Origin of the sequence: Casimicrobium huifangae (genome assembly GCF_009746125.1) — a bacterium.
Lineage (GTDB): Bacteria > Pseudomonadota > Gammaproteobacteria > Burkholderiales > Casimicrobiaceae > Casimicrobium > Casimicrobium huifangae.
Genome location: NZ_CP041352.1, coordinates 854,132 through 872,400, shown reverse-complemented (window position 1 = coordinate 872,400; position 18,269 = coordinate 854,132). Strand labels below are relative to the sequence as shown.

The window sequence follows — 18,269 nt, the reverse complement described above, 5'->3', positions numbered from 1 at the left end:
CCGGCGGAATTGTGTTCCAGGCCCATATCAGCTGCGCTTTTCGCTGAAAAGTTGACGTCGGGAAAGCGCGCCAGCGGCGACAGCTACACTGCGCGCATGGAAGCTCAAGTCAAGCCGACGCAGCGCGTGCTGCTCGGCATCACCGGCGGCATCGCTGCCTACAAATCCGCCGAACTGGTGCGGTTGCTGGTCAAATCTGGCCGTGAAGTGACGGTCGCGATGACCGCCGCCGCGCGCGAATTCGTCGGCCCGGCCACGTTCCAGGCGCTGTCCGGCCGGCCGGTCTACAGCGACCTGTGGGACACGCGGCCGGACAACGGCATGGCCCACATTGAGCTCACCCGCAACAACGACGTGATGCTCATTGCACCAGCGTCGGCCGACTTTCTGGCGCGACTGGTGCACGGCCGCAGCGATGATCTGCTCTCCACTACGGTGCTCGCCCGCACCATCCCGTTGATCGTGGCGCCCGCGATGAACCTGCAAATGTGGCAAAACCCGGCCACCCAGCGCAACGTCGCAACGCTCAAGGCTGATGGTGTGCACATCGTCGGCCCCGGCAATGGCGACCAGGCCTGCGGCGAAATCGGCGACGGCCGCATGCTTGAGCCCGCCGAAATCATGGCCGCACTCGATGCTTGGGCGCAGCCGAAAACGTTGCTGGGCAAGCGCGTACTGATCACCGCCGGCCCCACGCAAGAGGCGATTGACCCGGTGCGAGTAATCACCAACCACTCCAGCGGCAAGATGGGCTACGCCCTCGCGCAGGCTTGCGCCGAGGCGGGCGCCGAAGTCGTGCTGGTGAGCGGGCCGACGCATCTGTCCACGCCGTTCGCTGGGGCCTCCCCGGGCGAGCCCGGCGGTGTTCGTCGCATCAGTGTCATCAGTGCAGCACAGATGCTCGCGGCGGTCGAGGCCGAAGTCGATGAAAGCGACGTCTTCATCGCCGTCGCCGCCGTCGCCGATTACCGTCCGGTCAGCAGTGCCGAGCAGAAAATCAAGAAATCAGACGCCGGGCTCAACATCCATCTTGAACCGACGGTAGACATCCTCGCTCGCATTGCCAAACACGCTCGCCGCAGCAACGATCCACGCAGGAACGGCACGCCGCCATTCTGTGTCGGCTTCGCAGCAGAGAGTGAAAACGTCGAGCAATACGGCGCCGAAAAGCGCGCGCGCAAAGGCATCCCCCTGCTCATCGCCAACCACGCGCAGAGCGCTTTTGGAGCCGATGAGAACGAGGTGACGCTGATTGATGAACGGGGGGCGGAGGGCGAAATGCGCATGCCTAAGATGGGGAAAGTGGTGCTTGCGCGTGCAATCACACGCGAGATCAGTGCGCGTCTCAATCCCAAGGTTTGAATGGTGCGATGCCGATGACCTTGGCGGTCGTCGCGTCAAGGACGACTGCCATGTCTTCGCCACGCGCCTTCAATCCCTGAAACAAAACCGATTCGTCGGTCAGGCCGCGGGCTTGCAGCCAAGCAGTCAGTTCGCCGTCGCGCCCCTTGTTGCGCATGCGAAGTTCGGCGATGGGCTTCGCGAACTTCAGTATTTCCTCACGCATGCTCTCTATCGGAGCGTGATGTTGCGGCATGTGCCCATAGTCAGCTCCCGCGAGAGCGCTCATCAAGATCCGTTCGCGCTCCGCACGATCCGTCGCCTCCCTGATTCCAACCCATTCAGGGCCCCACATGGGGAGCGCCCTCTTTGCCGCAACTAGATCTGACTCCGCAACTTCGCTGGCCCGAATCACGTCGAAACGCGCGCCCAACGCGGCAACGTAAACGGGACGCCCCAAAAGCAGTGTCGATGTGCCGTATAGCAAGGCTGCCACCTGGACGATCGCGATGATCGCCAGATCCATCTTGAGCGATTTTTTGCCCGGCTTGAATACTGTAAGGGTGAGTGCAGGCCCCAGCACCACATCGACGGCCAGTACCACAAGGAAAACTTCGAGCCCACCTACCGCGCGGAACAACGGATCGGGATACCAGACGAACCAGAAGAGCGCAAGCAGGATCCCGCCCACGACCGCGCAAACACCCAGATGAATCGCTGCAGCTTTGAAGCGTGTCATTGGTAATCAAGTGACCGAACACAGTGGGAATTGTTGCGCAGATGGAGTTGCGTCGCGACGATCACCTGACGCGGCGCGTGCCAAGTGCACAGCCGTACTGGTGGTCAACAAAGGAAAAAGCCCGCCGAAGCGGGCTCTCTCGACTTTGCGTGATCGCAAAGCATCCGACATTAGGTCTTCGTGCCACGGCAGCTAGTCGGCAGGTAAGCAACGGCAACCGTCGTGCCCGCTCCGCCGCAAACCCAGTCAACCGCGCCGGTTACCGCTTGAGGAATTAGGGTCACAAGGCCGGCAGCGCCAGTCACTTTGCTCGTCACCTCAATTCGCGTACCGGTCCAAGTGAGGCCGTCGACATATTGGTTGGTAACGACAGTCTGACAACCCGACGCAACCATGTCCGGGGGCAACGTATTGTTGTTTGAGGACATGTACTCAGCAACCGACAGCTTGCACGGCGACGCTGCACCGATAACTTCAGAAACCTTAGCACGCTTCGTGTAGTCCTGATACATCGGAATAGCGATAGCCGCCAGAATGCCGATGATCGCGATCACGATCATCAATTCGATAAGGGTGAAGCCCTTCTGAACACGTTTCATAGTCAATTTCCTTCCCGGGAGGTTTACTTGGAGATTCAGCGACGGACGCTGGATGGGCTCACTATTGCAGCGGGCGTGCCAGCGGGATTCGATTATGGCAACGTCATAGGCAAGTGATTGTTTTTGCTGACTTTTGTGAATAATCCGAAATGTCACAACTTGGTTTGTCGTTTACAAACATCAAGAGCATTGCCGCGCGCGAGCATTTCCATTGACGAAATTTGTCACTCGCCTGCCAACGTATGGCGCAACCATGCACCGACTTTACGGACATGTGGTCCATGTGAGTCTTCATGCTCTTCTGGGAGTTCGGTTACGAAATGGGCGTCCTCAAATCGACGGCGGCGGAACAATCCGCTATCTACTCTCGCCGGCTCGTACACGGCGGGCGACCAGAGGGGTTCGAAGCGGCCTGAACACATCAACATCGCCGTAACAAGCCGGCGCTTCGCTTTCGGCAAACCAGCCCGGCACCCCAAGAATCGGTAGCGCAAGCCGTCGTTCGTTGGCGGCAAGTGACGTGCCGCTGTCGACGCCCTGGGCAAGTAGTTCGTCGATTTCGTCTAGCGATACCTCCGCCGCCAGCCGCAACCACAGCGCCTTCACCGTCAAGCCGCGATGCGGGTTGCTGGCAAGTTGCTCCAGCGTGCCGTGGCCAAACAGGATGACGCGGCAGTCGCGGATGAAGTGGGCGCGATGCTCGACGAACAGCCGCTTCCATTCGTGTGCTTCGTGCAGCGCCCGCAAATCGCTGCGCTGGCTGATGATCAGCGCGCCGGCCTCGTCAAACAGCGTCAGGATGTCGCGCCGCCGCGGGCGGCCGTTGGCGGTGGCCGCTGCGCCGAGCGCCACATGGGCTTCGCTGATGGCGCGTTTGGTTTTGGGAAAGGCGTGCCAGACCAGCGCGTTGACGGTGTCGTGCAGATTGTTCGGGCGAACGATCAGCTCGTTCTGTTCGACAATGCGGCGCTCGAATTCCATTGCACCGGCTGCCCGCACGGGTGGTGCAACCAGGCGAGGAATCACACCGGTCGAGGGTGCACAATCTGCTGCGGACGAGGCCTCAAGCGTTGGCAAGTACTCACGGTAGGGCGCGAACGCGGGATGCTCAAGCAACGCCGCAGGAATCGGCGCCAGCGATACGCTGTCGGCTCGATCAGCGATGGCGGCCACCACCCATGCCACCCAGCACGACGAAGATCACGATCAGCACGGCGATCACGGCCAGCGCGATCTTGATCCAGCTCTTCGGATACTCACCGTCGATCTTGCCAGTCACTGCGTTGATGATGACCTGATAGTCCTTGCTGGAATACACGTAGGTCATCAGCCACACCGGCGCCAGGATGTGCTTGAACGTTTGCCGCGAGAAGTTGGCGTTCACCTGCAGGTTGCGCTGCGTGTCGCCGGGCACCTGCTGCGAGCAGAGCGTGCGGGTTGCATCCATCATGCGCTCCCGGCTGGTCTTCGCGGCGGCGATCAGGTCAATCTGATAGCGCTCAACGGTCCAGCCGCTGACGTAAGCGGGGTCGTACGGCTTGAGCGCACCGGTGCCCTTTTCCGTCGTCGGGAATGGCTCGATATTGCGCAGCAGCCCCTGATGCACGCCCTTCGAGCCACACACGAGTGTGTCGTCGAAGAAGTGGTTGAGGCTGCCCGAGGCGTACTCCCAGCGCACTCGCTGCGCCTGCCGTGTCTTCTGCTCACCGTTGTCGTAATAAGTCTCGGTGACGTAGTAGTAGTACCCGGCCTCGGCCTGCCAGCGGGCATCGACCAGCGCATCGAACGTCCAGTACGGCAGGTAGACGCCCTTGACGGTGTCGGTCATTGCCTTCTTTTTGAGCGCGTTAGGCGCCCACCAGAGCTTGCCGTACCAGCCGCGGATACGATCGCGGGCCTGCGGTTCGCTCACCCGGATTGGAAGAATCGCCTCGGGTCGAATGACGTCGCCGGACTCGTCGTAATCAACTATTGCCGAGGCGCCGCAGAATTCGCACGACTTGGCCTGTTTTGACGCGTCGAAAACGCTGATCGCCTGGCACTGCCGACACTTGATCATGCGCGTGGCGCGCGCCCAGCCACGGGATTCGCCCTGAATGTCGCGCAGCGCGGCCACCAGATCGTGCTCGACGATGTCGGTGGACTGGATGCCGGGCATCGTTTCCGATTCTTTCGGCATCGGCGCTTCGGTGCCGCAAAAGGCGCAGATGAGCTTTTGCTTGGCAGGGTTCCATACAGCCTCGCCGCCACAGGCGACGCAGGAATATTTGCTGCGGGCCTGCTTTTCAGGGGCCGTCGCGGCCGTGTGAGTGGCGGTTTCCTGATTCATTGCTGCGAAACTGTATTAGTCGAGACGCGTTTTGGCGCGCAGATAGGTCATGCGCAGACACACGTACACACCGAGCGCACCTTGTCCGATGGCCGCCGGCAGCCCGGAACCCGGCACCGCCAGCGGCAGCAACGCTGCCACCGTGCAGAGCGCTGCGAGTACTAGTTTTTCCGTCACGCCAGCGTCACTGACCATCACGAACCACGCGAACACAATCAGAATGAAGATGGTGGACACAGGGGACCAGTTATGCGTGATGCGTTGACCAGCGACTTTTCACCAAAAAGACCATTTCACGGGGCCTGAATTCCGATTTCAGGAAAAGTCGACTTCGTCGAAAAACCCGCCTTCAGCCCTGGTTCAATGGTTCTTTCAGCCAAAAGCCAATAGTGCTTAGCCCTTCAGGAAGGTATCCACCGCATCCTTCGTGATGCGCCACTGGGTGCCGATCTTGCGGCCCTTCAGGTTGCCGGCATCCAGTTCAGCCAGCACATCGCTCTCGGCCACGCCGAGCACCTGCGCCACTTGCGCCGGATTCATCAGCTCCATTGCAGGCGCCGCTGCGGGCGCCGCTGCGGCAGCTGCAGCGGCTGCTGCGACGGGCGCCGCCATCGCGCCCGGCACCATGCCGCGCGGCGCGTTCGGGTTGGCGCCCACCGTGCCGCCAGGCTGGTTGATCATTTGCTGGCCAACGCCCATCGCTACCGCGAATTCGGCACCAAAGCCCATCGTGCCTGCCTTGCCCTCGCCGACGGCATTGGCCATGTTGTAGCGGATGTATTCCCCCATGTCGCCAATCGTGGTCATGGCGCCGCGCTTGTCGATCGCCTGCTCCACTTCCGGTGGCAGCGAGACGTTCTCGATATTGAACGAGGTGACCTCAATGCCATATTTCGCCGTCGTGATCGGATTGATGGCGGGCAACAACGCGCTACCGATCTCGCTGTAGCGGGCAGCAACGTCAAGCGCTGGCACCTTGGCATTGGCGATCGCCTCGGTGAACACCGTCACGATCTTGGAGCGCATCACGTCCGCAAACTCGTCGAGACGGAAGTGATTGTCGGTGCCCGCCACTTCCTTCAGGAACAGCGGCGGATTGACGATCTTGAAATCGTACTGACCGAACGCGCGCATGCGTACCACGCCAAAGTCCGCGTCGCGCATCATGATCGGGTTTGCCGTGCCCCACTTGTTGCCAGCAAAGGTACGGGTGGTGACGTAGTAGACGTCGGCCTTGAACGGTGTCTCGAAGCCGTATTTCCAGCCGAGGATCGTCGACAGTACCGGAATATTCTGCGTTGACAGCGTGTGCTTGCCGGGGCCCATCGTGTCGGCGTATTGGCCAAGGTAGACAAACTGCGCGACCTGGCTTTCGCGAACGATCAGTTGCGCGTTGTTCTTGATCTGCTTGTCGTCGTCCGGCCAGCGATACGAGAGCGTATCGCGCGAATCATCCTGCCACTCGATGATCTCGATCAGCTCTTTCTTGATGAAGTCCATGAGGCCCATTGTGATTTCTCCCTGCGGTCAAATGACGAAAGACGAGTGACGGATGACGGACTGCGGCGCTACAGCCGCAATCAGATTATTTACTTCGCGGCGACCTTGGTCTGCGCCGCCTTCAGACGTGCTTCCAGCTGTTCGCGCGGAATCGCACCCGCGATCATGCGACCATCTGCCAGGAAGAACGAAGGCGTGGCTCGCACGCCGAGCTTCTGGCCCAGCTCAACCGTTGCGTCGACCGGATTGCTGCAGTCACTCTTTGCGGTTGCATCAAATTTCTTGCGTAGCACTGCGTCCTGCCATGCCGCAAGGCGATCCTTGGCGCACCAGATCGCCTTCTGTTTGTTGCGGGCAGCCGGATGCAGCGAATCAATCGGGTACATGAAGTTGTAGACGGTGACGTTGTCCACGTCCTGCAAAGTTTGTTCGAGGCGCGTGCAGAACGGGCAATCAACGTCAGTGAACACATACATCACACGCTCACCCTTGCCGCGCACAAATTTAATCGAGTCGGCCAGTGGCAAGGCTTTGATGTCGATAGCGCTGAGCTCGGACGTGCGTTCCTCGGTCTTGTTGGTCATCGTCGCGGTTTCAATCAGATTGCCGACGATGAAGTGCGTCAGTTTTTCATCGAAGTAGATGAGGTCGTCCCCAACCATCGCCTCAAAGGTGCCAGGAAACACGGACGCGCGCAGGCCCTTGATCGGCGCCCCTTTGAAGCGCTCTTCGAGCACGGTTTTGACCGCGTTCAGCTTTGCGCTGTCTCCTTCATTGCCACGTGCGGCAGCGACTGGTGACGCCTTGGCGGCCTTGTCGGTTTTGCCAGCTGGCGGCTGTTGCGCGTTGCAGGCACCGAGCAGGACGCCGGAAGCGAGCAAGGCGACAATGATGCGTTTCATGTGGGACTTTCCTTCGAGTGCGCGGATTTAAGCGTTCATTGCATCGCTGCGGTAGACAGCGTGCGACGAAACGCGGGTACGCGGCCAAAAAGACGCATTCCAGCGTCGCCAGCCGCCATCAGCCATGGATGTTCGGGTTGATTGTAGAGGCGGAAAAGACCGTCGGTCGTCATCTGCATCGCGAGCGTCGGGCCGTACCGATGCCGTCGATAGCGGCCCAACAGCAGGGGATGGCCGGGATCGTCCGCCGCCATCGCGACACCACGCCAGAGGTCAAACAGGCAACGGGCGTCGGCAAGCCCGACGTTGACGCCCTGCCCCGCCAGCGGATGCATGGCATGCGCAGCGTCGCCTACCACCAGGACGCGCTTGCCAGCGGGATTGCCCACTCGCAACAAATTGAGCGGGAAACTGCGCGGCTTGCCAGCCACCGCACGCAGGCGGACGGTTCCTCCGCAAGCCGCGTTGATCGCCCGCAGCAGTTCGTCGTCGGCCATCGCACAGAGCGCAGCAGCGCGTCGGGGATCGGTTGACCACACCATCGACACAGCCGGCGCGCCGGCAATGTCCGGCAGCGGCAACAGCGCGAGAATCGAGCCGTCCGGCACGAACCATTGGGCCGCGGTACCGCGATGCGCGGATCCAGCGATCAGGTTGGCGACCACGCCGTGCTGCGGATAGGCATGATGCGAGGTCATCAGGCCGGCCGCGTCGCGCAGGCGCGACTGCACGCCGTCCGCAACAACAACCACGCGAGCCTGCAGCAGGTTGCGGTCTGCCAGTTCGAGCAGTTTCGCTTCGACGCCGATGTCGCCGCCGTCGTACAAGTCCACGCCCTCACCGCGCACCAGCAGCACGCCGGCCTGCACCGCCGCCCGTGCGATGGCGAGGGTCAGCGCCTCATGCTCGATGACGTGTGCGAGCTCGTCTTCACCGGTGTCTGCCGCCCGGATATGCAGCGACTCTGCGCCGTTGCGGCCGTGCACACGCATCTCGGACACCGCCGCACAACGGGCCGGGTCGAACGCAACTTCCTGTCCGGCCAGCCAACTCAGGTTGCCTGCGGCGACGGTGTAAACGCGCGCCGACAGCGGCTTGTCTGCCGTCCATGACTTCGCATCGGGCAAGGCATCGCGCTCAACCACAGCGACACGCGAGGCGTTACCCAGCGCGCATCGGGCGGCCAGCGCGCAAGCCCAACCGACCGGGCCGCCGCCGGCCACCAATACATCGAACGAGGTAGTGTTCAAAGCGCCGGGCTACGCGACTACCACGTCAACTCTTCAATGACGTGGTTCTGGTTGGTATAGATGCAGATCTCGCCGGCGACCTTGAGCGATTCAGCAACGATCTCGCGCGCCGTGAGCTCGCTATGCTGTGTCAGCGCCCGGGCTGCCGCCTGGGCGAAGCCGCCACCGGAGCCGATCGCCACGATGCCGTGCTCCGGCTCAAGCACATCGCCGTTGCCAGTGATAATCAGCGACGCGCTTTGATCGGCCACCGCAAGCATCGCCTCCAGGCGGCGCAGGATGCGGTCCTGCCGCCAATCCTTGGCCAGCTCCACAGCGGCACGCGTGAGGTGCCCCTGATGCTTTTCCAGCTTGCCCTCGAAACGCTCGAACAGCGTGAAAGCGTCAGCCGTCGCGCCAGCGAAACCCGCCAGGATGCGATCGTGATATAGCCGACGCACCTTGCGGGCCGTCGCCTTGATCACCATGTTGCCCAGGGTTACCTGGCCATCGCCGCCAATGGCGACGGTATTGCCGCGGCGCACCGAGACAATGGTGGTGCCGTGAAAATCGAGTCTGGAATCCATGAAAACTGGCCGCCAGGCGGCGATAGGAAAAGTTGGCGCTACCTGGCCAATTGGCTCAGGCCGTCTTCACAAACAGGCTGGCCGGCGCACCAGTGAGCTGCAGCAGCACCTGAATGATGGGGGTTGCGCCGAGCACGCGAACGTCGATGGCCTGCGCCATGAGCCGGGTAAACGCATTGGCAATGGCGCCGCCACAGACAAAATCAACGCGCAACACCTGCCGCATGTCGACAACAACCGGGTTGGTGGTCACCTTGTCCACGGCCACAGTCTTCAACGACGGATCGGCGGCGCCCTTGAGCTCACCCACCCAGATCACACGATCATCAACCAGCGCTTCGTCGGGCTCATCGGCCTCGGCACTTTGGGTGGTCAACACGCTGCGCTGCAACGGCGTCAACGCTTCCAGCGACGGCGGTGAGATCTCGAAGGTGACTGCGAAGTCCACCGCGCGATCATCGAATGTTGCCGTTTGCGCCGACCATTGCAGCAGTTCAAGCACGAGATACCACTGGCCTTTGCGCGTACGTTCACCGGCTTTGAGTGGTGCAGACAGGCGGCGGATCGTGGCGTCCAGCGCCCGGAACGAGATCACCGCGCCTTTGCGTCGAAGCGCCGCCAGCGCACCGGCGAGCAGCGTGCCGCAAACATCGTTAACACCATTCAGCTCGGCGATGTCGAGGTCGAACCGTTGCGGCGCCGGCGAGGTTTCTTTCCGCTTGGCCGCCTCACTTAGCGCCACGATCACCGGTGCGTGCGGATCGGTCAGGTCGCCGCGTAGCAATGACTTGGGCTTGGCGCGCACCGCTGCCGTTGCGGTGGGTTTGCTGGCGGCGTTGCTGCCCACCGCCATCTCATCCCACGCCGGTGCCGAACGTTCAAACTGCACCACAAAACGCAGCGCAAGCTCTTCAAAAGACGCCCGGTCGTCCGCCCTCGCGTAAAGGTCAAACAGGCACATCCACACCATCGGCTGTGAGCGCTCGGCAGTATCGAGCGCGTGGACCAGCGCGGCGGTCGCGGCTGTTGCATTGCCATGCGCAAACATCAGCGCCGCATTTTCGAGCGACGGGCCGAGCGCGCCTTCCTCTTCGACCTCGATACGGGCCGCCTGCGGTGCCCAGCCGCCAAGCTCGGTGTCACCATGATGGCGCGAGATTGTGGTGGCAGGATCAGCGAGATTCCTGCCATCCTTGCCTGGCTTGCCCGCCGCATCGATTGGGGCCAGCTCCAGTTTTGGGCTGCCTACCTTCGGCGACTTCGGAAAGATCTTGAATGCCATCTCGAATGTTCGTTTTCTTCAGCGACCGTTCAAGGAACCGGTACCGCGTCCACCAGCCGGTAATAGAGCCCTGCCGGATCATCCTTGAGCACCTGCAATGTTCCGGACAACGCAACAGCGTCGAAGCCGTAACGCACATCGGACTTCGCCCGCACCTCAATCATCGCGTCCGGCCCGGCGGGCAGGCAAAACGAACAGTGCGGCGGCGCCGCGACCAGAAGGAAGCGACGCTGCTTGTCACCGATGTCAAGCGGCATCATGAAGCCTTGCACCTTGATCGCCTTGCCATCAAGCGCCGTCACCACCTGGGCGAAGGCAGGCACCATCTTGCGATCCTTTTTCACCAGCTCCACTTGCCCGAGCGTACGCCAGGAGGTGAAACCCGGCTTTTCGGGCAGGAATTGCGACGGTGGCATCAGCGCCCCATTCGCTGGTACGGGGGTTACCGCGACCGCAGGCAACCAAGCGAACAGTGTGACGGCCGACAGCGACGCGAGGCAGCCTGAAAGAAGTGAGCGAATTTTCATTTTCAATTACCTCGACGAAAGTTGCGCGGCAACGTCAATGGAAACACTGCGCCAGAGAACTGGGATAGTAGCAATAACTGCGAGGCAAAGCGCAGCAATCAAGGCAATTCCCCAGTACCCGCTGCCAACCATTGGATCTACCGCCAGGCCAGGAAGCACGCCATGCGACAGCAGCCACGCGCCCACCGCCAGCAGCACAGCCGCCACCAATGACGCGAGCAACACCAATGCCACTGCCTCGGCAAGCACCAGCAATGCCAATTGCCACCGGCTCGCCCCCATCGCCCGCAGCACCGCCATTTCCGGTTCCCGCCGCGCCAGCGCCTGCATCAGCGCTCCCAGTAAAGACGCCATTGCGGCCGCAATCAGGACAACGGCGAACGCTTTGATAATGATTGCCACCCAGTCAAAACTGGTCAAGAGACGAGCCGACTCCAGCGCCGGCACGGCGGCCTGCAGTCGGGTGGTACTGTTGATCATGCGCGGAAGCGTCGCCACACCTAGTGGCCCCCTGGTCTGGACCAAGGCAAACGTAGCCTCACGTTCACTGCTCGCCGCATGGCCCTCGTGTACCAGCCACACACTCTCTATGGGCGTGACTGCAACTTGGTCGATCACCCGCCCACTTGCCTTGAGAATGCCGACGACACGATAAGGATTGCCATCATGCTCGGCCGCCGCGTCGCCACTGCTCATGCCGTGGGCACCAATGAAGCTGTCGCCGACGCGCAGCCTGGCACGGGCGGCCAGCGCTGATCCGACCACTGCCTCCATCGGCGCAGCGGGTAGAGCCCCTTCCGTCAGCTGGGCGCCGTAGAACTCGAGAAAGTCGTTGCCTGCGCCAACTATGCGAGCACCCGCAACCGAGTCTCCCATTGCCACGGCAATGGCCTGCGCCACCATCGGATTGGCCCGCAGTGCAGCCACTTCATCCAGGCGAATATTGCCGTTCGGTACATCCAGATAGTAAACAGCGGCCAACACGTTCTGCAGCGCCGAGCCCTTGGCGCCGACCACGATGTCAATGCCTTCGGCCTGTCGCCGGGCATGCGATTCGAGCGTTGCCTGCAGCCAGACAATGCCGACCGCACTGGCCATCCCCAACGCGCAAAGCGAGACAGTCAAGGCGAACTGCCAGGGGCGCGTGGCAAGAAAACGGCTCACCAGGCGCACGATGATGCTCATCGCGGCAACTCCAGCGTATGGACCGAGCCTTGCGGCAGACACTGACCCAGCATTTCCCGCAATTGCGGGTCGTGGCTTGCGACCACAGCGGCGCCACCCGATTCGGCATACGTGGCAATTGCGTGGGCAACCAGATTCGCACTGGTTGCATCGAGTGCGGCGGTGGGCTCGTCCGCCAGCAGAAGTTTTGGCCGCGCCACCAGTGCGCGGGCAAGGCTGGCGCGCGCGGCCTGGCCCACCGAGATGGCCACCTGGCGGCGCGCAGCCAGCATCTCGATGTCCAGTGTCCTCAACAGCTCATCTGCTCGCCGCCGGCCCTCGGCATCGGATTTGCCAGCCAGCGCCAGCGGCAGCAACACGTTTTCGCGCACCGTGAGGGTCTCGATCAGGCACAGCCGCTGCGGCATCCAGCCAACCACGAAGGGCCGCAGTTGATCACGTCTGGCAACGGATAGCCCGGCAATTTCTGTCGCCGCAATCGATACCGTGCCGGCCTCCCTCGCCAACGGCAACACACCGGCGAGCAAGTGCAGCAATGTCGATTTGCCTGCCCCGGAAGCCCCGCGCACCAACAGCACCGTGCCAGCGCCGACATCAAAACTGCCGAATTCCAGCACCGCTTCAGCGCGCTCCGGTTGTTGCCCGGCACGCGCTGCGGCGCCTCGCGGCGAATAGTGATGACGCAAGTTGCGAACACTCAACAAGGTCGTCTGCGAAGCAGGTTGTGGCAACTGAATCCCCGACAGCAAAAATCAAAAAGGCCGGAAACCCGGCCCTTGTGACAGCGTTTTTGCTACGACTACGATCAGCCGGCGAAGTTCGCGTTGGCGAAATCCCAGTTGAGCAGCTTGTCGATCAGTGTCTCGACATATTTGGCGCGCAGGTTCTGGTAGTCGAGGTAGTAAGCATGTTCCCAGACGTCGATCGTCAGCAGCGGCTTCTGCCCCTTGGTGAACGGCACTTCGGCGTTGCCGGTCTTGACGATCTTGAGCACGCCCGCGTCCGACACCAGCCACGCCCAGCCGGAGCCGAACTGCGTGACTGCAGCGTTGGCGAAGTCAGCCTTGAACTTGTCGTAGCCGCCGAGGTCCTTGTCGATCGCTGCAGCAATCGCGCCGGTCGGCTTGCCGCCGCCATTGGGCTTGAGGCTGTTCCAGTAGAACGTGTGATTCCAGATTTGGGCAGCGTTGTTGAATACGCCGACCAGCGCCGCGTCACCTGCCGACTTCTTGATGATGTCCTCAAGCGACAGCTGCGCCAGATCCTTGCCTTCAACCAGCTTGTTCAGATTGTCGACGTAGGCCTTGTGGTGCTTGCCGTAGTGAAACGACAGCGTGTTGGCCGAGATCAGCGGCTCCAGCGCGTTGTCGGCGTACGGAAGCGGCGGCAGGGAGAAGGGTGCACTCATGGGATTTCCTTTGGGTGAGACTGGCTGGCAGTCGCGCGTTTGAAGCAGGAATGAACAATTATGGCCGCTCACGGCAAATCCGCGAGTGGCAAGGGGTCATTGCAGCAGGCCAACAGCGGCCAGCGGCGATCAATCCCCAAACAGTTTCTGCATGCGCTCGCGGCGTTCCTGCGCCTCGATGGAGAGCGACGCGGTCGGACGCGCAATCAGGCGTGCGATGCCGATCGGCTCGCCGGTCTCTTCGCACCAGCCAAAGCTGCCATCGTCAACCATGCGCAGTGACTTGTCGACCTTCTTGAGCAGCTTGCGCTCGCGGTCACGGGTGCGCAGCTCAAGGGTGTATTCCTCTTCCTGCGTCGCCCGGTCGGACGGGTCAGTGGCCACCTCGGTATCGCGCAGGTGCTCGCCGGTATCGGTCGCGTTATGCAGGATGTTGTCGCGCAGTTCGACCAGCTTCTCGCGGAAGAAAGCGAGCTGCGCCTTGCTCATGTATTCCGATTCCGGCTGTGCGAGGATTTCCGCCTCGGTCAATCCGCCGTACTTCTTCTGACTGTTCATCGTCAGCACCGGCGCTGGTTTGCTTGCCGGAGCCGGCGCTGCGGCCGGTTTGGTCGTTTTGCCAACCGTCGCGGCCGGGGCCGCTTTGGCTGCAGGCGCAGTTTTCGCCTTGCTCGTAGTAGCCATAAAACTCTTCTGGAACCTTATCTGTCGATCTATCGAGTGTCTGGTCGGTCAGCCGCAGTCTTACCAGGCGGCGCCGGATTATAGCGGCTGACTCCCTGCCCCCGCCGCCGCTTCACTGCGACAATGCGAGCATCGGCCAAAGGCCGCCAGCTCGATACCCTGCAGCTCAACGCCCGCCGGCACCGCCAGCGCAGGTGCCGCCACGTCATCCAGGCAGATCGTTCGACCGCATTGCGTGCACTGAAAATGGGCGTGAGAATGGGGCTTTTCTGGTCGCGTGAAGGCAAATCGCATCGCCCGCTCAATGCCGGTTGCGCCACCGGCCGTACCTACCCGATGCGCCAGTGAATGCTCGACCAGCCAGTCCAGCACACGATAAAGCGTCACCCGGTCGAGCCCGGTGTCGGCGAGCTGCACCTCAATATCCGCATGCGAAAGCGCGCGGTCCGACGCAATCAGACACGCCAGCACGTTGCGCCGGGCGCCGGTGTTGCGACCACCACTCGTCATCACCAGTCGCCGCGCCAGCATGATTGCCGCCGACGGCAGCGGCACCGGTGCGGGTGCGGGCGGCGTGCTTGCAGGAACGGACGCTGCGGTTGCGGGAGGTGAGCCCATGATTAAATCCTACCAGTTCAGCGCCAAGGCCTCAGCAACGACGGTGCCGGGCGCCTATCAATCTGCCGTCCAGTTCGGGCCACTCATCGTGCAATCCACTGCAACCACTGCCGCGCCGTTGTCCGCCCTCACGCTCGGCCGACCGGATGATTTTCACGTCCATCTGCGCGATGGTGCCGGGCTCGCCTCAGTGGTGCCCTTCACGGCCAGGCAGTTCGGCCGGGCGCTGGTGATGCCCAATCTGAAGCCACCGGTAACGTCGGTGACGATGGCGGCAGGGTATCGCGACCGCATCCTGCAGGCACTTCCGGCGGGCTCGACGTTCGAGCCGCTGATGACGCTATATCTGACTGATCGCACCGCTGTTGACGAGGTGGCGCGAGTGGCCGAATCCGGCTTCGTCAAAGCTTTCAAGTACTACCCGGCGGGCGCCACGACCAATTCCGACTCCGGTGTCACTGCACTCAAAAACGTCTACCCGGTGCTCGATGCCATGCAGCGTCACGGTGTGGTGCTGTGCATTCACGGCGAAGTGACTGATCCTGCCACCGACGTGTTCGACCGCGAGGCGATCTTTGTTGAACACTCGCTGGCACAAGTCGTGCGCGATTTCCCGGCGCTGAAAGTCGTGGTCGAACACATCACCACGCGCGAGGCGGCGGACTTCGTCAGTGCGGCCCCCCCCAACGTCGGTGCCACCATCACGCCGCAGCATCTGCTCTACAACCGCACGTCCATTTTTACCGGCGGTATTCGTCCGCACTTCTACTGCTTGCCCATCCTGAAGCGCGAGACGCACCGGCAGGCGCTGCTGGCCGCTGCGACATCGGGGTCGCCAAAATTCTTTCTCGGCACCGACAGCGCGCCGCACTCGCGCAACAACAAGGAAACCTGCTGCGGCGCGGCCGGCTGCTTCACCTCGCACGCTGCGATTGAGCTTTATGCCGAGGCGTTCGACGCCGCAGGCGCACTGGACAGGCTTGATGCCTTCGCGAGCCGCTTCGGAGCTGAGTTTTATGGCTTGCCGCGCAACGCAGGCACAGTCACCCTGCAACGCGACACCTGGACACCGCCGGAAGAATTTGCGTTTGGCGATGAAACCATCGTGCCGCTCACGCAAGGCCGGACGCTCGCCTGGAAGCTGCTGTAGAAGCGGCTCTGCCGAGACAGCGCCAACTTGACGTAGCGCAGGTCGCGGCCGACCCGCTTCTGCGAGCTACTGCCGTGACGCCAGCGCCCGCACCCCGACGATCACGCCGAGCACCAGCAGCACGATGCCGGCGATCTCGAAGCCACTGGGCGAGCGCTGATAGACCAGATAGGCATAGGCCAGCGCGGCCAGTGTTTCGAACACGATCAATTGCCCGGTCAACGCCGTCGGCGTATTTTTGCTCGCGATATTCCACAGCATGGTGCCTAGCCATGACGCGCAAAAGCCGATCACCGTCATCAGCAGCCAGAACTTGAGCGGCTCCGGCCCTGACAGCGACTGCGCAAAGCGTGGATCGCCAGTGAGGCGCAGCCACAGCAAGGAAAGCGCAAGCCCGACGGCCGCAATCGGCAGCGTGGTGATGCCCTGGGCCGTCGCCCAGGTGGTCGACGTGTGCTGACGATGTGCGTTCAACCAGCGCGCGTTGTGAATTGGATACCAGGTCCACGCTGCATTGGCCACAATGGCCAGTGCCGCGCCTCCCAGATATGCGGTCAGAGCGCCTTCGGCCTGCAGGCGCGCAACCTGATCGGCATTGACACACAGAAGGCCGCCCGCGATCAGCACCAACGATGGCACCAGCCTGGCCCACGAGAAGCGATGCTCGCCGTGGCTGCCCAGATTGGAGACCACCGCAATCACCACCGGCAAGGTACCGATGATCAAGGTCGGCAACGGAGCACCGGCCAGCTGGATCGCCGCCGAGAGCGTGAGGTAATAAATGAAGTTGCCGACGATGGAGAGTTTGGTCGCCAGCCACCAGTCAGCCCGCGTTAGCTGACGCAGCGCTTTGCGCTGCCACCACGCGATCGGCAAGGTCACCAGACCAAAGGCAAAGTAGCGCCCAAACGACAGCAGCGTCGCGGGATAGTCGGGCAGCAACAGCGGCGCCACGAACACCAGTCCCCACATCAGGCCAGCGCCGAGCGCGGCGCCGATGCCGAGTGTCAGGTGCTGTGGGTGCGGGGTGGCCGCAGAAGCGGCATCAGGAGTGGCGGACGAAGAGGACATCGAGTCTATTTTGCCCGACGCTTTGGCCGGCACCGCTGTGACGCCGCTCCGTAAAATCGCCTTCAGTTCAACAGAAAAGGTCACGGAGACTCACATGACGATCAAAACAGTCGGCATCATCGGCGCTGGCACCATGGGCAACGGCATCGCGCAGGCCTGCGCCGTGGCAGGCATCGACGCGTTGATGCTCGATGTCAACCCGGTTGCGCTCGACAAGGGTGTGACCACCATCAGCGGCAGTCTCGACCGTCTGCTCAAGAAGGAAAAAATCACTGCCGAGCAAAAAGCGGCTGCGATGTCGCACGTCAAGACCACCAGCACGATGGCCGATCTTGCCAAGTGTGACTACGTGATCGAAGCCGCGACCGAGAATGAAGGCCTGAAGATCAAAATTCTCAAGGATCTCGACGCGCTGCTGCCGGCCAGCACAATCATTGCGACCAACACCTCGTCAATCTCGATTACGCAACTGGCTGCCGCAACCAAGCGCCCCGACCGTTTCATCGGCATGCACTTCTTCAACCCGGTGCCGATGATGGCGCTGGTCGAGCTGATCCGTGGCCTTGCCACCAGCGACGCGACACTTGCGACGGCGCAGGAACTGGCCAAGGCACTCGGCAAGACGCCGATCACCGTCAAAAACTCGCCCGGATTCGTGGTCAACCGCATCCTGTGCCCGATGATCAATGAGGCAATCTTCTGCCTGCAGGAAGGACTCGCCACGGCCGAAGACATCGACAACGGCATGAAGCTTGGTACCAACCAGCCGATCGGCCCCCTTGCTCTCGCCGACATGATCGGTCTCGACGTGATGATTGCCGTGATGAACGTGTTCTACGAAGGCTTCAACGACCCGAAGTACCGCCCGGCGCCGCTGCTGAAGGAGATGGTCGCGGCGGGTTATCTGGGCCGCAAGACCGGGCGCGGTTTTTACACTTACGCCTAATTCGCGCCGTTCGTGGTGATCCTTTGTCAGGCTCAAGAGTAAACGCGGCACTCACCACTCTGTCCGTTGGTGGTGCCCCTTCGACTTCGCTCAGGGGTAAACGCTGCGCTCATCACTCACTCCGTTCGTGGTGAGCTTGTCGAACCATGAACGTCACTCCCTCTGACAACCA

General features: G+C 62.0%; 20 protein-coding genes. 3 read left to right on the top strand and 17 right to left on the bottom strand.

Translation table 11 applies throughout. From position 1 onward, the window contains the following. Positions 1-96 precede the first annotated feature (96 nt). Positions 97-1,362, top strand: coding sequence for a bifunctional phosphopantothenoylcysteine decarboxylase/phosphopantothenate--cysteine ligase CoaBC (gene coaBC, locus FKL89_RS03940; RefSeq protein WP_156861528.1), 1,266 nt, complete (start codon positions 97-99; stop codon positions 1,360-1,362). Here coaBC and tfpZ read toward each other — a convergent pair. The 16 genes from tfpZ to FKL89_RS03860 form a co-directional block, all read right to left on the bottom strand. Next, a complete protein-coding gene (tfpZ, locus tag FKL89_RS03935) occupies positions 1,346-2,080 on the bottom strand; it encodes a TfpX/TfpZ family type IV pilin accessory protein (RefSeq protein ID WP_156861526.1) in 735 nt (244 codons plus the stop codon). The genes coaBC and tfpZ overlap by 17 nt on opposite strands. 170 nt (positions 2,081-2,250) lie before the next feature. Beyond that, positions 2,251-2,679 carry a pilin gene (locus FKL89_RS20450; RefSeq protein WP_156861524.1) on the bottom strand — a complete coding sequence of 143 codons (429 nt, stop codon included), beginning with the start codon at positions 2,677-2,679 and terminating at the stop codon, positions 2,251-2,253. Positions 2,680-3,036: 357 nt separating this feature from the next. Continuing rightward, complete coding sequence (locus FKL89_RS03925; protein WP_156861522.1) at positions 3,037-3,852, bottom strand: DUF3025 domain-containing protein; 816 nt, start codon at positions 3,850-3,852, stop codon at positions 3,037-3,039. Beyond that, the gene (locus FKL89_RS03920) at positions 3,836-5,008 is read right to left on the bottom strand and encodes a zinc ribbon domain-containing protein (protein ID WP_156861520.1); all 1,173 of its coding nucleotides are present in this window, start codon (positions 5,006-5,008) and stop codon (positions 3,836-3,838) included. The genes FKL89_RS03925 and FKL89_RS03920 overlap by 17 nt, the downstream gene beginning before the upstream one ends. A 15-nt stretch (positions 5,009-5,023) precedes the next feature. After that, positions 5,024-5,245 (bottom strand): hypothetical protein, encoded by a 222-nt coding sequence (locus tag FKL89_RS03915; protein ID WP_156861518.1) that lies wholly within the window; start codon positions 5,243-5,245, stop codon positions 5,024-5,026. A 156-nt stretch (positions 5,246-5,401) separates the two neighbouring features. Beyond that, positions 5,402-6,517, bottom strand: a complete 1,116-nt coding sequence (locus tag FKL89_RS03910) for an SPFH and helix-turn-helix domain-containing protein (protein ID WP_156861516.1) — start codon at positions 6,515-6,517, stop codon at positions 5,402-5,404. Positions 6,518-6,597: 80 nt separating this feature from the next. Continuing rightward, positions 6,598-7,410: a DsbC family protein gene (locus FKL89_RS03905; RefSeq protein ID WP_156861514.1), complete on the bottom strand. Its 813-nt coding sequence runs from the start codon at positions 7,408-7,410 to the stop codon at positions 6,598-6,600. A gap of 35 nt (positions 7,411-7,445) precedes the next feature. After that, positions 7,446-8,660 carry an FAD-dependent monooxygenase gene (locus FKL89_RS03900; protein WP_156861512.1) on the bottom strand — a complete coding sequence of 405 codons (1,215 nt, stop codon included), beginning with the start codon at positions 8,658-8,660 and terminating at the stop codon, positions 7,446-7,448. Between the two features lie 17 nt (positions 8,661-8,677). After that, positions 8,678-9,226 carry an ATP-dependent protease subunit HslV gene (gene hslV / locus FKL89_RS03895; protein ID WP_156861510.1) on the bottom strand — a complete coding sequence of 183 codons (549 nt, stop codon included), beginning with the start codon at positions 9,224-9,226 and terminating at the stop codon, positions 8,678-8,680. A 55-nt stretch (positions 9,227-9,281) separates the two neighbouring features. Beyond that, positions 9,282-10,508: a hypothetical protein gene (locus FKL89_RS03890; RefSeq protein ID WP_156861508.1), complete on the bottom strand. Its 1,227-nt coding sequence runs from the start codon at positions 10,506-10,508 to the stop codon at positions 9,282-9,284. Positions 10,509-10,537: 29 nt separating this feature from the next. Beyond that, the gene (locus FKL89_RS03885) at positions 10,538-11,035 is read right to left on the bottom strand and encodes a DUF3299 domain-containing protein (protein ID WP_156861506.1); all 498 of its coding nucleotides are present in this window, start codon (positions 11,033-11,035) and stop codon (positions 10,538-10,540) included. Positions 11,036-11,041: 6 nt separating this feature from the next. After that, a complete protein-coding gene (locus tag FKL89_RS03880) occupies positions 11,042-12,220 on the bottom strand; it encodes an ABC transporter permease (protein WP_156861504.1) in 1,179 nt (392 codons plus the stop codon). Then, positions 12,217-12,921: an ATP-binding cassette domain-containing protein gene (locus FKL89_RS03875; RefSeq protein ID WP_162527385.1), complete on the bottom strand. Its 705-nt coding sequence runs from the start codon at positions 12,919-12,921 to the stop codon at positions 12,217-12,219. Before FKL89_RS03875 ends, FKL89_RS03880 begins: the two co-directional genes overlap by 4 nt. 104 nt (positions 12,922-13,025) lie before the next feature. After that, a complete protein-coding gene (locus FKL89_RS03870; RefSeq protein ID WP_156861500.1) occupies positions 13,026-13,628 on the bottom strand; it encodes a superoxide dismutase in 603 nt (200 codons plus the stop codon). A gap of 129 nt (positions 13,629-13,757) precedes the next feature. After that, positions 13,758-14,312, bottom strand: coding sequence for an RNA polymerase-binding protein DksA (dksA, locus tag FKL89_RS03865; protein WP_238363479.1), 555 nt, complete (start codon positions 14,310-14,312; stop codon positions 13,758-13,760). 78 nt (positions 14,313-14,390) lie between these two features. Then, positions 14,391-14,930, bottom strand: coding sequence for a Fur family transcriptional regulator (locus FKL89_RS03860; protein ID WP_238363478.1), 540 nt, complete (start codon positions 14,928-14,930; stop codon positions 14,391-14,393). On the opposite strand from FKL89_RS03860, the gene pyrC reads away from it, so the two are divergent. After that, entirely contained in the window at positions 14,929-16,080 is a 1,152-nt protein-coding gene (gene pyrC, locus FKL89_RS03855; RefSeq protein WP_156861498.1) for a dihydroorotase, read from the top strand. The genes FKL89_RS03860 and pyrC overlap by 2 nt on opposite strands. Before the next feature lie 66 nt (positions 16,081-16,146). Here pyrC and FKL89_RS03850 read toward each other — a convergent pair whose 3' ends face one another. Next, positions 16,147-17,151, bottom strand: coding sequence for a DMT family transporter (locus FKL89_RS03850; RefSeq protein ID WP_156861496.1), 1,005 nt, complete (start codon positions 17,149-17,151; stop codon positions 16,147-16,149). Positions 17,152-17,245: 94 nt separating this feature from the next. Between FKL89_RS03850 and FKL89_RS03845 the strand changes: the two genes are divergently transcribed. Beyond that, positions 17,246-18,097, top strand: a complete 852-nt coding sequence (locus tag FKL89_RS03845; RefSeq protein WP_156861494.1) for a 3-hydroxybutyryl-CoA dehydrogenase — start codon at positions 17,246-17,248, stop codon at positions 18,095-18,097. Positions 18,098-18,269 lie beyond the last annotated feature (172 nt).